Consider the following 13,216-nt stretch of genomic DNA (forward strand, 5'->3'; position numbering starts at 1 on the left):
GATGAGCCCAGAGCTTCGGCTTCGTTGGCGATATGGACTTGGTTGGGCGTCGCGACGATGATGCCGTCGGACGCTCCGTCTCGATCATGGCCGCAAAGCTCGGAAGCCATTTAGCGCCGGATTCCCGCGCGATCTGCTGTCCGAGCGGCATCGGATCGACGGCGGCCAGAAGTTCCGGCTGCGACTCGGCAAGCACGTGCTGGGTATGCCGCTTGCCGACTAGGCCGGCGCCGAGCACGCAACCCTCGTCATCACTTCTTCCCGGCAGACGTGATCAGGCTTGCCACTCGGCGGATCGCCAGCAGGTAACCTTCCGTGCCGAGACCCGCGATAACGCCATCGGCGCGCTGCGAAACGAAGGAATGGTGGCGAAAGGCTTCGCGCTTGTGCACGTTGGAAATATGCACCTCGATCACTGGTTGCTCGAAGGTGTTCAGCGCGTCGAGAATGGCGACTGAGGTATGGGTGAAGGCGGCAGGATTGATGACGATGCCGGCCGCGTCCTCGCGCGCTTCGTGGATCCAGTCGATGATTTCGTATTCACGATTGCTCTGGTGAAAGCGGATGTCGTGACCAAGTTCAGAGGCGAGTCGGCGGCAATCGGCCTCGACATCGGCGAGCGTCTCGTGGCCGTAGATATGTGGCTGGCGTTTGCCGAGCAGATTGAGGTTCGGGCCATTGAGAACGTAGATCAGGCTCATGAATCTTCCTTTCGAATTGCCGGAATGCTCACGGCAGTGTGGTCTCGTGGATCGCAAAATCGGGATCCGACTGGATGAGATCGGCACGTAGAGCGCAACGCCCCTCGTCAAGTGCCGGACGTGCGACGCCTTCGGCCGCGTCATAGACCAGCTGCAATATCGCTCGCTTTTCGGCCGCCGGGCGTCCGAGCGCGATGCGCAGGATGATCTGCACGAACTGGTTGGCGGGATGCTCGTCGGCGACCAGCGAATGCGTCGCCTCGCGGGCGAAGGTGCGCACGGCATTCGGCTTGACCGCGCCGCAGTCACGCACGCTGCGATGAACGGCCTTGACCAGCGCCGGCATGTCGATGCGGCTTCCGGCTCCCTCGCTATACTCGATAACAATGTGCGGCATCCTGTCCCTCCTTCGCCAGCCTGGATCAGGAGGCTCTGCACAGTTCGGTAAAATGGGCGGTCATGCGTTCGGCGTCGGGTTCGATACCGCTGAATAGCTTGAACGCCGCGGCCGCCTGAAACACCGTCATTCCGCCGCCCGGCAAGGCGCGGCAGCCGAGACGGGTTGCAAGGGCCAGAAGTTCGGTCACCAGCGGCATGTAGACGATGTCCGCGACCCAGTGACGGCGCTCCAGCCAACTTTCTTCGATCGGCAGCCCGGGATGGTTCTTCATTCCAGTCGGCGTGGCATGGATGAGACCGTCGGCGCTCCGCATCGCTTCGCCGACATCGGTGATCGCGAAAGCCCGTTCGGCGGAAAACCGGCTGTTCAAATCTTTGGCCAGACGGCCCGCGCGGGAAGCATCCTGATCGAAAATTGACAGGCGCTCGATGCCGAGTTTCATCGCAGCATGTCCGACCGCGACACCAGCGCCGCCGGCGCCGAGAAGAACAGCCCGACGCCGCGGGACGTCAGGAAGTCCGCGCCGAAAGTTTTCATAGAATCCGTACCAGTCCGTGTTGTGACCGGTCCGTTTTCCATCCTTGAACACGACCGTATTGACGGCGCCGAGCATGCGCGCGTCCTCGGACAGGTCCGTCAGGTGCGGAATTACCGTTTGCTTGCAGGGGTGGGTGATATTGCTCCCCGCAAAGCCGCGTGTCTCCTCTTCCGCAAGGAGATCGGGCAGCGCGGTAGCCGGAAGGCCGCGCTCCGCAAGGTCGAGGAGTTCATAGCGATAGTTGAGGCCCTGAAGTACGCCTTCGCGCTCGTGCAGGGCAGGGGATTTCGACGTCTGGATATCCGCGCCGATCAGTCCTACCAACACGGCGCGTTTCATTGTTTCGTTTGAAACAGTCATATGCGGGTCGCCTTAGTGATGAGCCAGGATTTCGCCGAGGAAAGCCTGGGTGCGCGGATGCGTCGGATTGCGGAAAAAGGTTTCCGGCGGTGCCTCTTCGATGATCTCGCCGGAAGCCATGAAGATCACGCGGTCGGCCACCTGCCGGGCAAAGCCCATTTCATGGGTGACGCAGATCATCGTCATGCCGTCCCTGGCCAGACCGATCATCGTGTCGAGGACTTCCTTGACCATCTCAGGATCAAGTGCGCTGGTCGGCTCGTCGAACAGCATGGCTTTCGGCTCCATGCAAAGCGCACGGGCAATGGCCACGCGCTGCTGCTGTCCGCCGGAAAGCTGGGCGGGGTACTTGTCGGCCTGGTCGAGAATGCGGACGCGCTCGAGATATCTTCGAGCGATTTTTTCGGCATCCGTCTTGCTGGCGCCGCGTACGCGCATCGGCGCAAGCGTGCAGTTTTCGAGGATGGTCATGTGCGGAAACAGGTTGAAGCTCTGGAACACCATGCCGACTTCGCGCCGGACGGCATCGATCGACTTGCCACTGTCATCCAACTGGGTCCCCTCGACCATGATCGTGCCCTTCTCGATTTTCTCGAGCGCATTGATGCAGCGGATGAGTGTGGATTTACCGGATCCAGAGGGCCCGCAAAGGACGATCTTCTCGCCTTTGCGAACCGTGAGGTTGATGTTCTTCAACGCATGGAATGCGCCGTACCATTTGTCCACGGCTTCCATAGAAAGAAGCGGGCTTTGAGTGTCAGCGGCGTGCGGCACGGCGGTCTCCTGCGCAGAACTTGGATCAGTTGATGGTGAAGGGGATGTTCGGAATGGATTCAGGGAACTTCGGAACTTCCACCTTCATCCATTTCGCGTAGACCTTGGCGTGCTCGCCGTTCGCCAAGATCTTGTCGAGGAAGGCGTTGACGGTTTCATTCCAGTCCTTCTCGCCAAGCCGTGTTCCGACGCCATTGAATGTGGTGAGGAAATCGATCTTGCGTTCATATGTGCCGGCACTGGCTGCTTCCAGACGGTCGAGGTAGAACTGGTTGCCACCGACCGCCTGCACCTGGCCGGAAAGCAGCGCCTGAATGGACGCGGCATCATCGTCGAAGCGCCGGACGGTCGCCGTATCGCCGACAGCGGTGGTCACGGCCTTATCCTGCGAGCTTGACTTTGGAACGCCGATCTCCAGGCCCGCGAGATCGCCGATTTCGGCCATCTTCTTGTCCTTCGGTCCGTAAAGCGAGATTGTGTTGCCAGCATACGGCTTGCTGTACTGGATCGACTTGGCGCGTTCCTCGGTCATCGCCATGGTGGCAAATAGGATATCGACCTTGCCAGTGACGAGAGCCGGGATGCGATTAGCGACCGCGAGCGGTGCGAATTCGACCTCCACGCCGAGTTCCTTGGCGAAAAGCTTGGCGATGTCGGCATCGAAGCCGTCCTGAACGCCGCTCGAATTGACGAAACCCCAGGGTGCGTTGTCGCCTTGAATGCCGACGACGATCTTGCCCTTGGCCTTGACCTCCTCGACTGTTGCGGCTTGGGCAGACATCGGCGATAGCCACGGGGCCACCACCAGAGCTGCGGCTGCGAACAGAATTCCACGGCGCTTCAGGCCGGTCTTGAAGCTGCTGATCATTACCTTCTCCTCCTTGGTTGATTAAAAGCTTATGCGTCTGTTGGATTGCCAACTTACCGGGCGGCCTTTGCCATCCGATTTTCGAGCCGGGTCCCATAGAGAGACAGGGGCCAGCAAATGATGAAGTAGATCGCGCCGACGATGCCGAAGATCAGCAGCGGCCTGTAAGTCTGGTTGGAAACGATCTGCCCGGCCCGGGCGAGTTCGATGAAGCCGACGATGGCGGCAAGCGAGGTGCCCTTGATGAGCTGGACGAGAAAACCGATCGTTGCCGGCAGCGATACCTTGAAGGCCTGCGGAAGGACCACGTCCTTCATCCGCGAAACATAATGAAGGCCGAGTGCGTTCGCTGCCTCGCTTTGTCCCTTGGGAATGGCCTGGATGCCGCCGCGCCAGATTTCGCCCAGGAATGCGCTGGCATGCAACGTGAAGGCGATCGCTACAGCCGCCCAGGCTTCAATGCTGACACCGAGCAGCGCAATCCCGTAGTAGACCACGAACAGCTGCATCAGCAGGGGCGTACCCTGGAATACGGAGATGTAGCCTGCGGCCGTTTTCCGCAGCGCCGAGCGATCAGATGTCCTGGCAAGCGCGATGATGAGCCCGAATATGCCGCCGCCGATGAAACCGATCGCGGATAGAAGCAGCGTCCACTTCAGGCCCTGGAGCAGGAAAAGCATTTCGTTTTGGCCGATAACACCCATTGTCCTGCTCCTCACCGTACCGGATAGCTGAAGAAATGCCGCGAGATCACCGCAAACAGCCCCATCATCATCCAGGAGATGACGAGGTACATGAGCGTGATCGTGAAATAGACCTCGAAGCTGCGGAACGTGTCGGACTCGATGATCTGTGCGACGGAGGTCAGCTCATAGGCTGCGATCGACGTGCAGACCGATGTCGTCAGCGTCAGCATGATGAATTGGCTAGTCAACGAGGGGTAAATCGCTCGAAGCGCCGGTTTCAGCACGATCAGGCGAAACACCTGCGCCTTGTGCAAACCAAGCGCGAGGCCTGCTTCGACCTGACCCTTATGGATGCTGTCGACACCGCCGCGAATGATTTCGATGGCATAGGCGCCGCCATTGACGGCTAGCGCGATGATCGCCGTGACGGTGGGGTTGAGACGAATGCCCATCATCGGCAGGGCGAAGAAGATGAAGAAGATCTGCACCAGGAAAGGGGTATTGCGGACCACTTCGACGAAGGCGATGACGGCCGTACGCAAGGGACGGATATTCGATGTCCGGGCCGCAACGCCGATCACGCCGATCACCAGCGCCAGCGACATGCCGGCCAACGCAAGGCCGATCGTCGCCAGAGCCGCCATTAGAAGTTCGGGCATCTTTTCGAAAACAACGCTGAAATTCAGCACGTAGTTCATGACAATATCTCTCTTCCGTCGACTGGCCCCTTGGCCTGTCTCCGTGTTGGTATCCGTTTTGCGCTGTGGCTTCTGTTAGCCGGTCAACGCTCGGGCGGCATCATGAAGGTGACGCAAATGCTCCTCCGGCGCCTGCCTGGAATGGATCGGCACCTCCACCGAGACCGCAGCGCCCGTCGGCAACACCCTCATCAGGCTCGCAACCGGAAGCTCACCCAGTCCCGGCGCAAAACGTCCCGTTCTGGCCTCGCTGACTTTTTGATCCGCCGTTGTCGGCGCAGGTCCCCGCGCATCGCAGAGCTGAATGCTCCTGATCATGCCTTTGGGGGCAGCAGAGACATCCTTGGCCTGGCCGCCATTGCGGAAGAAATGCAGAGCATCTACTAGCGCACCGGCATTGCGCCGTTCCGATTCCTGCACGATCGACAGGCTGTCATCAAAGCTGGCGACGGCGCGCCAGCCCATGTTCTCAAGATCGACGCCCATGCCGAAGGAGGCCGCGAGGTCGCAAAGCGCCGCGAAATTGGCGACAAGGCGCCCCCGATCCGGGTCGTCACCGCAAACGCTAAGACGGCGCGCACCGAGCGCGCTGGCGCCTGCAAGCATTGATATCAGAGCGTCGGGATCGAAGTCCGGCCCGATGACAACGAATTCGATATCGTAGAGCGCGATCCCTTCGCCATTCAAACGGGCTTTAACGTCACGAGCCACGTCGCTTCCCGCCGGCAGCTCATAATAAGGAGCGCCGGGAAATGCCGGATGAAGGCGCAGACCAACCGAGGAAAAGCCAGCTGCGGCTGCCATCGACACGAATTTTGCCGGCTCGACATCAATGGCTGAAAAATGCGCGACTCCCAGCGTCGGCACTGAAATCTTGGCTGGCATGGTTTCCTCCCGGGTCTCCATTCAGGCAATTCCCTTTTCGGCGAGATGCCGCCGCAGATTTGTGCCGGTACGATGGATGTGCTCGCGCAGCCGGTCGCAGGCATAGTCCATATCCCGCGCCACTGTTCCTTGCGCGATTTCGCTATGTTCAACGCTGACATTGCGGTCGCCGGATGTGCGGGTGAGAAATGTGCGCCGATAGCGGTCGTTCAGGTTCAGCATGGTCTTGCAGAAACTGAGAAGCAGCGGCTTGCGGCAGCCCGAAATCAGGGTGAGATGAAATTCCCGGTGAACGGCCTCCCACTGCTCGAGCGTTTCGGGTTTGGCCGCATCCCGTTCTGTCCGGTTCAGGCGATGCAGCGCACGCATGACGTTGCCTTCCCATTCGACATCGCCGACGCGCATGGATTCCCGCAACGCGTAGGTTTCGAATTCCTCGCGCAAACTGGTGATCTCTTCGAGGTTCGACAGCGAAACGGGCGACACGCGGTAGCCGCGATTGTCTTCGAACTCGACGAGTCCGTCCGAAATCAGGCGCGCCAATGCCTCGCGCAAAGGACTGAGGCTGACGTTAAAACTCTGCTTTGCCCGATCGAGATTGATCTTGCTGCCGGCCTCGAGTTGGCCGGAAATGATCGCTTCGCGCAACCGCGATACGAGTTGGCTGGCGATCGTGTTCTTGCCGTCATCCGAAAAGGATGGCGTTGCCGCCTCCGCGCCGCTTTCCAAAATGAGGTTGCCAGGTCCTGATTGCAATCGACATCCTCCCAGATGGCTCCGCTGTTTCTGACGGCGGGTTTCATTATCGACGATCCGTATAATAAACGATTATTTCTGTCAACAGTTTGCTGCGACCGGGAGTCAATCTTCGTGACGTGATCGACCTAATGCAAATTTTAATGAATAAAATCAATGATATTTTCAAATGTTTGAGCAGTCTGCGCTAATTCTCTTGAAATATCGCACGTTCGCGTGGAGGTTTTGGCTTGACAAATAATCGATGATTTTTCAAAACAGGCACACCCACAGGGAGGTGTGAGATGGTGATACGGACGCAAGAGGATGTGACGGCTACGGCTCTAAAGGTCATGGAGCAGACCTCCGATGACCGACTTCGCGAGATCCTGACGGCGCTGGTGAAGCATCTGCATGCCTTTATTCGCGAAGTCCGCCTGACGGAGCCGGAATTTCGCGATGCCACGGCGGTCCTCAACGAAATCGGTCAATTGCAGACGGACAGCCACAACGAGTTCGTCCTGATGTCGGGTTCGCTCGGCGTTTCAACGCTGGTCTGCCTGCTCAACAACGGCGATCAGGGTCAGACCGAAACGTCCCAGTCACTGCTTGGCCCCTTCTGGCGCCTCAACTCTCCGCGCGTTGAAAATGGTGGCACGATTATCCGTTCGGATACGCCCGGGTCTCCGCTTTTTGTGCGGGGCCGGGTTGTCGATAGGTACGGTGAGCCCATTGCGGGCGCCGAAGTTGATGTCTGGCACGCGTCGCCCGTCGGTCTCTACGAGAACCAGGATCCCGATCAGGCCGAGATGAACCTGCGGGGCAAATTCTCCACGGACGCGGATGGTCGTTTCTGGTTCAGCACAGTCAAGATGCTGGGCTATCCCATACCGGTGGACGGTGTCGTCGGCCGGCTTTTGAAGGTGCAGGGACGTCATCCTTATCGCCCGGCGCATCTGCATGCGCTGATCTTCAAGCAAGGTTACAAGACGCTTATTTCGCAGGTCTTCGACCCCAGCGATCCTAATATCGATTCCGACGTTCAGTTCGGCGTCACGTCAGCGCTAACGGGTGATTTCGTGCAGCATGACGAACCGCATCCGGACGATCCGAGCGTCGATATTCCCTGGTTTTCCCTGGAATACACATACGTGATGGAGCCGGGCGAGGCGGTCTTGCCGCGCGCGCCAATCAAATAAAAAAACGGGAGAACGACACCTATGTTGACGGATGAAGAGCGCCGCGCTGCGGCACGGGCATTGCTGACCGCCGAGGAAGACCGGGTGCCGATCCCGCAGCTCAGCAAGATCTATCCACAGATCGAGATCGAGGATGCCTATCGCATCCAGGATCTTTGGGCGGAAGGCAGGATTGCCAAAGGTGCGCGCGTTGCGGGCCACAAGATCGGCCTGACATCGCGGGCCATGCAGATGGCATCGAAGATGACCGAGCCGGATTATGGTCGCATCCTCGATGACGCTCTGTTCAACGACGGCGCCCAAATCAGCGCCGACCTCTTCATCAAGCCGCGCCTCGAAGTGGAACTTGCCTTCATCATGGGCGAGGATCTCGAAGGCCCGAGCACCCGCATCTACGACGTCATGCGCGCCACCGAATTCATCGTGCCGGCACTCGAAATCATCGACTACAGGACCGAGGTTCCCCGCGCGATTACCGATACCATCGCCGACAACGCCGCTTTCGGCGCCATTGTCGTCGGAGGCCGCGTCATTCGTCCGATGGATGTCGATATCCGCTGGATCGGGGCAACGCTCTCCAAGAATGGGATCATCGAGGAGTCCGGCGTCTCTGCCGCCGTTATGGGGCATCCGGCGGCGGGCGTCGCGTGGCTTGTCAATAAACTTCATGCGGTTGGCGGCAGACTGCAGAAAGGGCAGATCGTGCTGGCGGGCTCGTTCACGCGGCCGGTAGATATTGCGGCCGGTGATGTCATCCAGGCAGATTACGGTCCGCTCGGCGCCCTCGGCGTCTCGTTTCTATAGGTGATCCATGAACCTTCCGGAAAACCGCTTCAAGCGTGCGCTCCAAGAAAAGAGGCAGCAGATCGGCCTCTGGTGCAGCCTGCCGGGCAGCTATGCGGCGGAGATCGTCGCGCCCTCCGGATTCGACTGGCTGCTGTTCGACACCGAGCATTCGCCAAACGACGTCCTGACGGTGCTGCCGCAATTGCAGGCAGTCGCGGCCTACGATGTCTCGGCGATCGTGCGGCCCGCAAGCAATGATGCGGTTCTGATCAAGCGTTACCTCGATATCGGCGCGCAGACGCTCCTCATTCCTTATGTGCAGAACCGTGCGGAAGCCGAAGCTGCGGTCTCCGCCATGCGCTATCCCCCTGCCGGTATCCGCGGTGTATCGGGACTGACGCGGGCGACGCGCTTTGGACGTGTCACCGGCTATGCTAAGCGGGCAGAGGAGGAGCTGTGCCTGCTGGTGCAGCTGGAAACCCGCGCGGCACTCGAGGCATTGGAAGCCATTGCCGCAGTCGATGGCGTCGATGGTATCTTCATCGGCCCCGCCGATCTTGCCGCCAGCCTTGGACATCCAGGGGAGCCCGGCCATCCCGAGGTCGTGGCTGCCGTCGAGGATGCGATCCGCCGCATTGTGGCTCTCGCCAAGCCGGCCGGCATCCTGACGCCGGACGCCACGTTCGCTGCTCGCTGTATCGAACTTGGCACCACCTTTACCGCGGTCGGTATCGACGCCGGCCTTCTCGCACGCGGGACCGAAGCGCTGGCGGCGAAATTCAGGCAACAGTGACCGCAAGATTGCGCCGTTCGGTAGGAGATCGAGACATGACCAACGATATCGCAGCTTCGCGTGCCGCGCTGATCCCGAAGGGCTACCTGCGTGCGGCGGTAAACCTCGCCAATATCGCTTTGGTGCAGCTCGATCCGAATACAGGAGCCTTTGAAGGTGTCAGCCCGCAACTCGCTAGAGAGTTTTCAGAGCGCCTTAGCTGTCGCGTCGAATTCGTCGCCTACCCTTCGGCAGCCAGTATCCTGGACCGGGTCGATCAGGATGAGTGGGACATTGCCTTCCTGGCCGCCGACCCGGCGCGCGAAGACAGGCTGCTGTTTTCGCCTGCCTATGCGCTGATCGAGGGTACGCTTTTGGTTCAAGAGGGAACACCGTATCACACCCTTCTGGACCTCGACGCGGAGGGCGTGGAAATTTGCGTCACCCGAAACGCTGCCTATGACCTCTATTTGTCCCGCCGTCTCGTGCATGCCAAAATCCTTCATTCGCCTACACCAGGGGAAGCCCTTGAAATGCTGGTCGAAGGTAGACACCACGCCGCGGCCGGTGTACGGCAAGCGCTTGAGCGCTTTGCGAGCGCGCGCAAGGGTTTCCGCGTCTTGGTGGAATCTTTTCTCGTTATCAGGCAAACGATCGCCGTCAGTGGTTCTAACCAAACCGCAGGTCGCCTAGTGCGCGAATTCGTCGAGGAGGCCCTTCAACACGGCTTCTCGGAAAACGTCGTTCGCGATGCGCAACGCAATGGCGTTGCTTTGGCAAAGAAGTAGTCGAATCCCATAAATCCTATTGCCGGCCGACAAGCGTGACTGAGATGGGTTCATGCAGGATCGGTCGCATTTCGCCCGTCTCCGGATCGCGAGACGTTTCGCGCGTGTCGGTATTGCGCTCGTGGAAATACCAGGCAGGCCACTCACCGAGCTGGTCGAATCGAGATTGTCTGTGTCTGCCGCGGCGTCGGCACTGCAATCCTGATGCAAATTACAGGCTGCCAGCCGCCAGCCCCCGTGGGCTGGTTCCTGCCATTACGTGCCAAGCGCTGTTTGTGAAAAACGGAATCGTTTTTCACAAGGGAACATGCGCAGAATCAAAAGCGATAGAGCGTCGGTAGCGTGTCCTGTCGGACGCGCGGCACTTCAGGCAGACTTAGCGTCTTGCACTCGATCGTCTGGTCGGGCAGGTTGGCGGCGCGATGACGATTCAAGGAGGCCGATGTGGCGCGAAGCTACAGCGTCTATGACGTGTTCACCGATCGAAAGCTTGCGGGCAATCCGCTGGCGGTGATCTTCGACGGAGACGATCTCAGCGACGAGGCGATGCAGGCGATCACCCGGGAGATCAATCTCTCCGAAACGGTCTTCGTGCAGCCTTCGACCAATCCTGCCTATGCGGCGAAGCTCAGGATCTTCACGCCGGGGCGCGAACTGCCCTTTGCCGGCCATCCGACGGTCGGTACGGCGGTGGCGCTGGCCGAACGGGCACATGGTGCTGCTACGCGCGATCTCGTCTCGGTGCTTGAGGAAAATGTCGGGCCGGTGCGCTGCGCGGTTCGGCTGAGAGAAGGTGAGGCGAGCTTTGCCGAATTCGACCTGCCGCGCAAATCGCAGCCGGCCATCATGCCGCTCGACAAACTCGGCATCGCCGACGCGCTGTCGCTGAAGGTGACCGAGATCGGCTTCGAAAATCATGTGCCCTCCGTCTGGAGTGCCGGCGTTCCCTTCCTGCTCATTCCGGTGCACGATGTCGGAGCCACGCAACGGGTGGAATTCGATCCGCAGCTCTGGGAAAAAATCGTGCCCTTCGTCGATGGCGCGCTTGCCTCGGCCTATGTCTATTGCCGCGGCGGCGTCAACCACGTGGCAAAGTTCCATGCGCGGATGTTCGCAAGCGGCATGGGCATCGTCGAAGATCCGGCTACCGGGTCGGCGGCGGCCGCACTCTCCGGCGCGATCCACCATTTCGACCGGCTGACGGACGGGCATCATCCGATCATGATCGAGCAGGGCGTCGAGATGGGCCGGCCGTCCTTCATCCACCTGCATATCGATGTCGACGGCGGGGCGATCTCCAACGCGCGGATCGGCGGCCAAGCAGTGCGGCTGGCCAGCGGCACGCTCGACCTTTGATTTGATCAGAGTGCAGCAAGTCCGACAGGACGCGCTAAGGACGCTCTATCACTTTGAATCTGCGCATAATCCCTTCCGAAAATCGATTCCGATTTTCGGGGTTATGCGGTGTATTTCAGCCAAACCGAAAAATCTTCGCGATTAACCAAAGAAATTTCGGCTATCCGCTGGACAAGGCTGCCGATCCTGTTTATACGCCCCGTCACACCGCGCAGCCAAGCGCGAACGGGTGATTAGCTCAGTTGGTAGAGCAGCTGACTCTTAATCAGCGGGTCGTAGGTTCGAGCCCTACATCACCCACCAAATTTCTTGAAAAGATTGATATATTCGAATTCAGGCCGGATTTTCCGGCCTGCCGGAAACTGTTCTCAAAGCAAGCGGCATGGTTCGCGCTGTCCGTAGGACTGGCCGCGTCGGTCCGTGCGCCCTATCTCCCTCTCGCGTATCGGGAGGGTCTATGAGAAGCGTTATTTTTGCCGTCGCATTGTCTCTGCCGTTGCTGCCTTTGCAGCAGGCGTCATGAACGTCAAAGCGAGCGAGCATAGCTGCAGCGAGCTTACGCTGATCATCCGCCAGAACAAAAAGGTCTTTGTCCGCGTCGGTTTCGGCGGCCGCAGTTTCCGTTATCCGCCCGCCCAATGCAGCATGGGCGATAAGCGCACCACGACCAGTTTGCGCGATGCAGAGGGAAAGCAGTGCATCCTTGATTATTCCTGCGTCTTCGACCCCGCGTCGCCCTATAACTTTCCCTAGCATATCAGCCCGAAAAAATCGGAATCGATTTTCGGAAAGCACGATGCGAGGAATCGAAGCTTCCGGCGGGGACGCATCGACCTTCTGTGCCGGAATGGTCCTTGTCCACTCCGGCTCTGTGCTCAGCCGTATAGTTCGGACGGTTTCCCGCACTGGCGGCACGCGGTGCGATGACCTACCTTCGCTCTCTCACATTCAGGAGTTTCCATGAAAAGCGTTGTTCTGGCCGTCGCACTGTTGTTTCCGTCCGTCGCTCTTGCCGCCGAGGCGGTGGAGGTCAATGCCAGGGATCACAATTGCGAAGAGCTTGCGCAGATCATCCGCAAGGACAAGGCGGTTTTTGTGCGCATGGGCTTTGGTGGCCGCAGCTTCCGTTATCCGCCGGCCAGGTGCAATCTCGGCGACAAGTACGACACTGCGAGGGTGAGGGATGCCAATGGCAAGCTTTGCCTCCTCGACTACGAGTGCGTGTACGATCCGCAGTCCTTCTATAACAGGATTCCCAAATAATATCCCGATCCAGGCGTTGCCAGTAGGCTGTCGCCATGGATGACGAGGTCAAGAAAAAAGGCCGGGCGAAACTCGCGCCGACCTTCCTCGATCAGTCTCGATAACGGCTGCCAGTACCTCCGTGGTCAGCCGTCAGAGACAGATTTAGTATCCCTTAAATAGGGTTTGCTTAAAAAGCTTCAAGAGCTAGCAGCCGAGAGGAAGCCGGCACTGGGCCGGCTTCTTCTGACCGGGCAGCGATTACTGCTGTGCAGGGGCAGCCGGCGGAGTGGCCGGTGCTGGTGCTGGTGCCGGTGCAGGCGTTGCGCTGTTGTCGGTCGGAGCGATCGGCTTGGCCGGCGCCGGCTCTGATTGGGTCGTGGAGGCTGTCGTGTCCGGGGATGTGCCGGGGGTGCTCCACTGCGAAT

15 protein-coding genes, 1 tRNA gene and 2 pseudogenes are annotated in these 13,216 nt (G+C 59.5%); 8 read left to right on the forward strand and 10 right to left on the reverse strand.

Features of this window, described 5'->3' with window-relative positions; translation table 11 throughout:
- The 10 genes and pseudogenes from FY112_RS37185 to FY112_RS14910 all read right to left on the reverse strand — a co-directional run.
- Nucleotides 1-238: pseudogene (locus FY112_RS37185) on the reverse strand (hypothetical protein); the annotation flags it as partial.
- A 13-nt stretch (nt 239-251) separates the two neighbouring features.
- Entirely contained in the window at nt 252-701 is a 450-nt protein-coding gene (aroQ, locus tag FY112_RS14870) for a type II 3-dehydroquinate dehydratase (RefSeq protein WP_017961181.1), read from the reverse strand.
- A gap of 28 nt (nt 702-729) precedes the next feature.
- On the reverse strand, nt 730-1,098 hold the full coding sequence (locus tag FY112_RS14875; protein WP_151518710.1) for a 5-carboxymethyl-2-hydroxymuconate isomerase: 369 nt from the start codon (nt 1,096-1,098) through the stop codon (nt 730-732).
- 25 nt (nt 1,099-1,123) lie between these two features.
- The gene (locus FY112_RS14880; RefSeq protein WP_181018223.1) at nt 1,124-1,999 is read right to left on the reverse strand and encodes a shikimate dehydrogenase; all 876 of its coding nucleotides are present in this window, start codon (nt 1,997-1,999) and stop codon (nt 1,124-1,126) included.
- A 12-nt stretch (nt 2,000-2,011) separates the two neighbouring features.
- Nucleotides 2,012-2,773, reverse strand: a complete 762-nt coding sequence (locus FY112_RS14885; protein WP_026158757.1) for an amino acid ABC transporter ATP-binding protein — start codon at nt 2,771-2,773, stop codon at nt 2,012-2,014.
- Nucleotides 2,774-2,798: 25 nt separating this feature from the next.
- Nucleotides 2,799-3,641 (reverse strand): transporter substrate-binding domain-containing protein, encoded by an 843-nt coding sequence (locus FY112_RS14890; protein ID WP_017961177.1) that lies wholly within the window; start codon nt 3,639-3,641, stop codon nt 2,799-2,801.
- 53 nt (nt 3,642-3,694) lie between these two features.
- Nucleotides 3,695-4,345: an amino acid ABC transporter permease gene (locus FY112_RS14895; protein ID WP_017961176.1), complete on the reverse strand. Its 651-nt coding sequence runs from the start codon at nt 4,343-4,345 to the stop codon at nt 3,695-3,697.
- Between the two features lie 11 nt (nt 4,346-4,356).
- Nucleotides 4,357-5,025, reverse strand: a complete 669-nt coding sequence (locus tag FY112_RS14900; RefSeq protein ID WP_151518712.1) for an amino acid ABC transporter permease — start codon at nt 5,023-5,025, stop codon at nt 4,357-4,359.
- 75 nt (nt 5,026-5,100) lie between these two features.
- Nucleotides 5,101-5,931, reverse strand: coding sequence for a TIM barrel protein (locus tag FY112_RS14905; protein ID WP_151518714.1), 831 nt, complete (start codon nt 5,929-5,931; stop codon nt 5,101-5,103).
- A complete protein-coding gene (locus tag FY112_RS14910; protein ID WP_027668970.1) occupies nt 5,932-6,639 on the reverse strand; it encodes a GntR family transcriptional regulator in 708 nt (235 codons plus the stop codon). It abuts the gene before it with no gap.
- Between the two features lie 311 nt (nt 6,640-6,950).
- Here FY112_RS14910 and FY112_RS14915 point away from each other — a divergent pair, with 311 nt between their 5' ends.
- The 8 genes and pseudogenes from FY112_RS14915 (at nt 6,951) to FY112_RS14950 (ending at nt 12,809) form a co-directional block, all read left to right on the forward strand.
- Nucleotides 6,951-7,844 carry a dioxygenase gene (locus FY112_RS14915; protein ID WP_151518716.1) on the forward strand — a complete coding sequence of 298 codons (894 nt, stop codon included), beginning with the start codon at nt 6,951-6,953 and terminating at the stop codon, nt 7,842-7,844.
- Between the two features lie 21 nt (nt 7,845-7,865).
- The gene (gene hpaH / locus FY112_RS14920; RefSeq protein WP_017961171.1) at nt 7,866-8,648 is read left to right on the forward strand and encodes a 2-oxo-hept-4-ene-1,7-dioate hydratase; all 783 of its coding nucleotides are present in this window, start codon (nt 7,866-7,868) and stop codon (nt 8,646-8,648) included.
- A gap of 7 nt (nt 8,649-8,655) precedes the next feature.
- Nucleotides 8,656-9,423, forward strand: coding sequence for a 4-hydroxy-2-oxoheptanedioate aldolase (hpaI, locus tag FY112_RS14925; RefSeq protein WP_027668972.1), 768 nt, complete (start codon nt 8,656-8,658; stop codon nt 9,421-9,423).
- Between the two features lie 35 nt (nt 9,424-9,458).
- Entirely contained in the window at nt 9,459-10,190 is a 732-nt protein-coding gene (locus tag FY112_RS14930; protein ID WP_032992218.1) for a transporter substrate-binding domain-containing protein, read from the forward strand.
- Between the two features lie 444 nt (nt 10,191-10,634).
- Nucleotides 10,635-11,546, forward strand: coding sequence for a PhzF family phenazine biosynthesis protein (locus FY112_RS14935; protein ID WP_027668973.1), 912 nt, complete (start codon nt 10,635-10,637; stop codon nt 11,544-11,546).
- A 227-nt stretch (nt 11,547-11,773) separates the two neighbouring features.
- Nucleotides 11,774-11,849, forward strand: a tRNA-Lys gene (locus FY112_RS14940).
- Between the two features lie 154 nt (nt 11,850-12,003).
- Nucleotides 12,004-12,299, forward strand: a pseudogene (locus tag FY112_RS14945) (hypothetical protein).
- Nucleotides 12,300-12,506: 207 nt separating this feature from the next.
- On the forward strand, nt 12,507-12,809 hold the full coding sequence (locus FY112_RS14950; protein WP_017961165.1) for a hypothetical protein: 303 nt from the start codon (nt 12,507-12,509) through the stop codon (nt 12,807-12,809).
- Nucleotides 12,810-13,216: the final 407 nt, after the last annotated feature.

It is taken from the genome of Rhizobium sp. PEPV16 (assembly GCF_008919455.1).
Classification (GTDB): Bacteria; Pseudomonadota; Alphaproteobacteria; order Rhizobiales; family Rhizobiaceae; genus Rhizobium; species Rhizobium leguminosarum_Q.

Excerpts from the sequence above, each read along its gene's own strand:
- aroQ (WP_017961181.1), bottom strand. The coding sequence starts at position 701 with ATGAGCCTGATCTACGTTCTCAATGGCCCGAACCTCAATCTGCTCGGC.
- FY112_RS14875 (WP_151518710.1), bottom strand. The coding sequence starts at position 1,098 with ATGCCGCACATTGTTATCGAGTATAGCGAGGGAGCCGGAAGCCGCATC.
- FY112_RS14880 (WP_181018223.1), bottom strand. The coding sequence starts at position 1,999 with ATGACTGTTTCAAACGAAACAATGAAACGCGCCGTGTTGGTAGGACTG.
- FY112_RS14890 (WP_017961177.1), bottom strand. The coding sequence starts at position 3,641 with ATGATCAGCAGCTTCAAGACCGGCCTGAAGCGCCGTGGAATTCTGTTC.
- FY112_RS14895 (WP_017961176.1), bottom strand. The coding sequence starts at position 4,345 with ATGGGTGTTATCGGCCAAAACGAAATGCTTTTCCTGCTCCAGGGCCTG.
- FY112_RS14900 (WP_151518712.1), bottom strand. The coding sequence starts at position 5,025 with ATGAACTACGTGCTGAATTTCAGCGTTGTTTTCGAAAAGATGCCCGAA.
- FY112_RS14905 (WP_151518714.1), bottom strand. The coding sequence starts at position 5,931 with ATGGAGACCCGGGAGGAAACCATGCCAGCCAAGATTTCAGTGCCGACG.
- FY112_RS14915 (WP_151518716.1), top strand. The coding sequence starts at position 6,951 with ATGGTGATACGGACGCAAGAGGATGTGACGGCTACGGCTCTAAAGGTC.
- hpaH (WP_017961171.1), top strand. The coding sequence starts at position 7,866 with ATGTTGACGGATGAAGAGCGCCGCGCTGCGGCACGGGCATTGCTGACC.
- hpaI (WP_027668972.1), top strand. The coding sequence starts at position 8,656 with ATGAACCTTCCGGAAAACCGCTTCAAGCGTGCGCTCCAAGAAAAGAGG.
- FY112_RS14930 (WP_032992218.1), top strand. The coding sequence starts at position 9,459 with ATGACCAACGATATCGCAGCTTCGCGTGCCGCGCTGATCCCGAAGGGC.
- FY112_RS14950 (WP_017961165.1), top strand. The coding sequence starts at position 12,507 with ATGAAAAGCGTTGTTCTGGCCGTCGCACTGTTGTTTCCGTCCGTCGCT.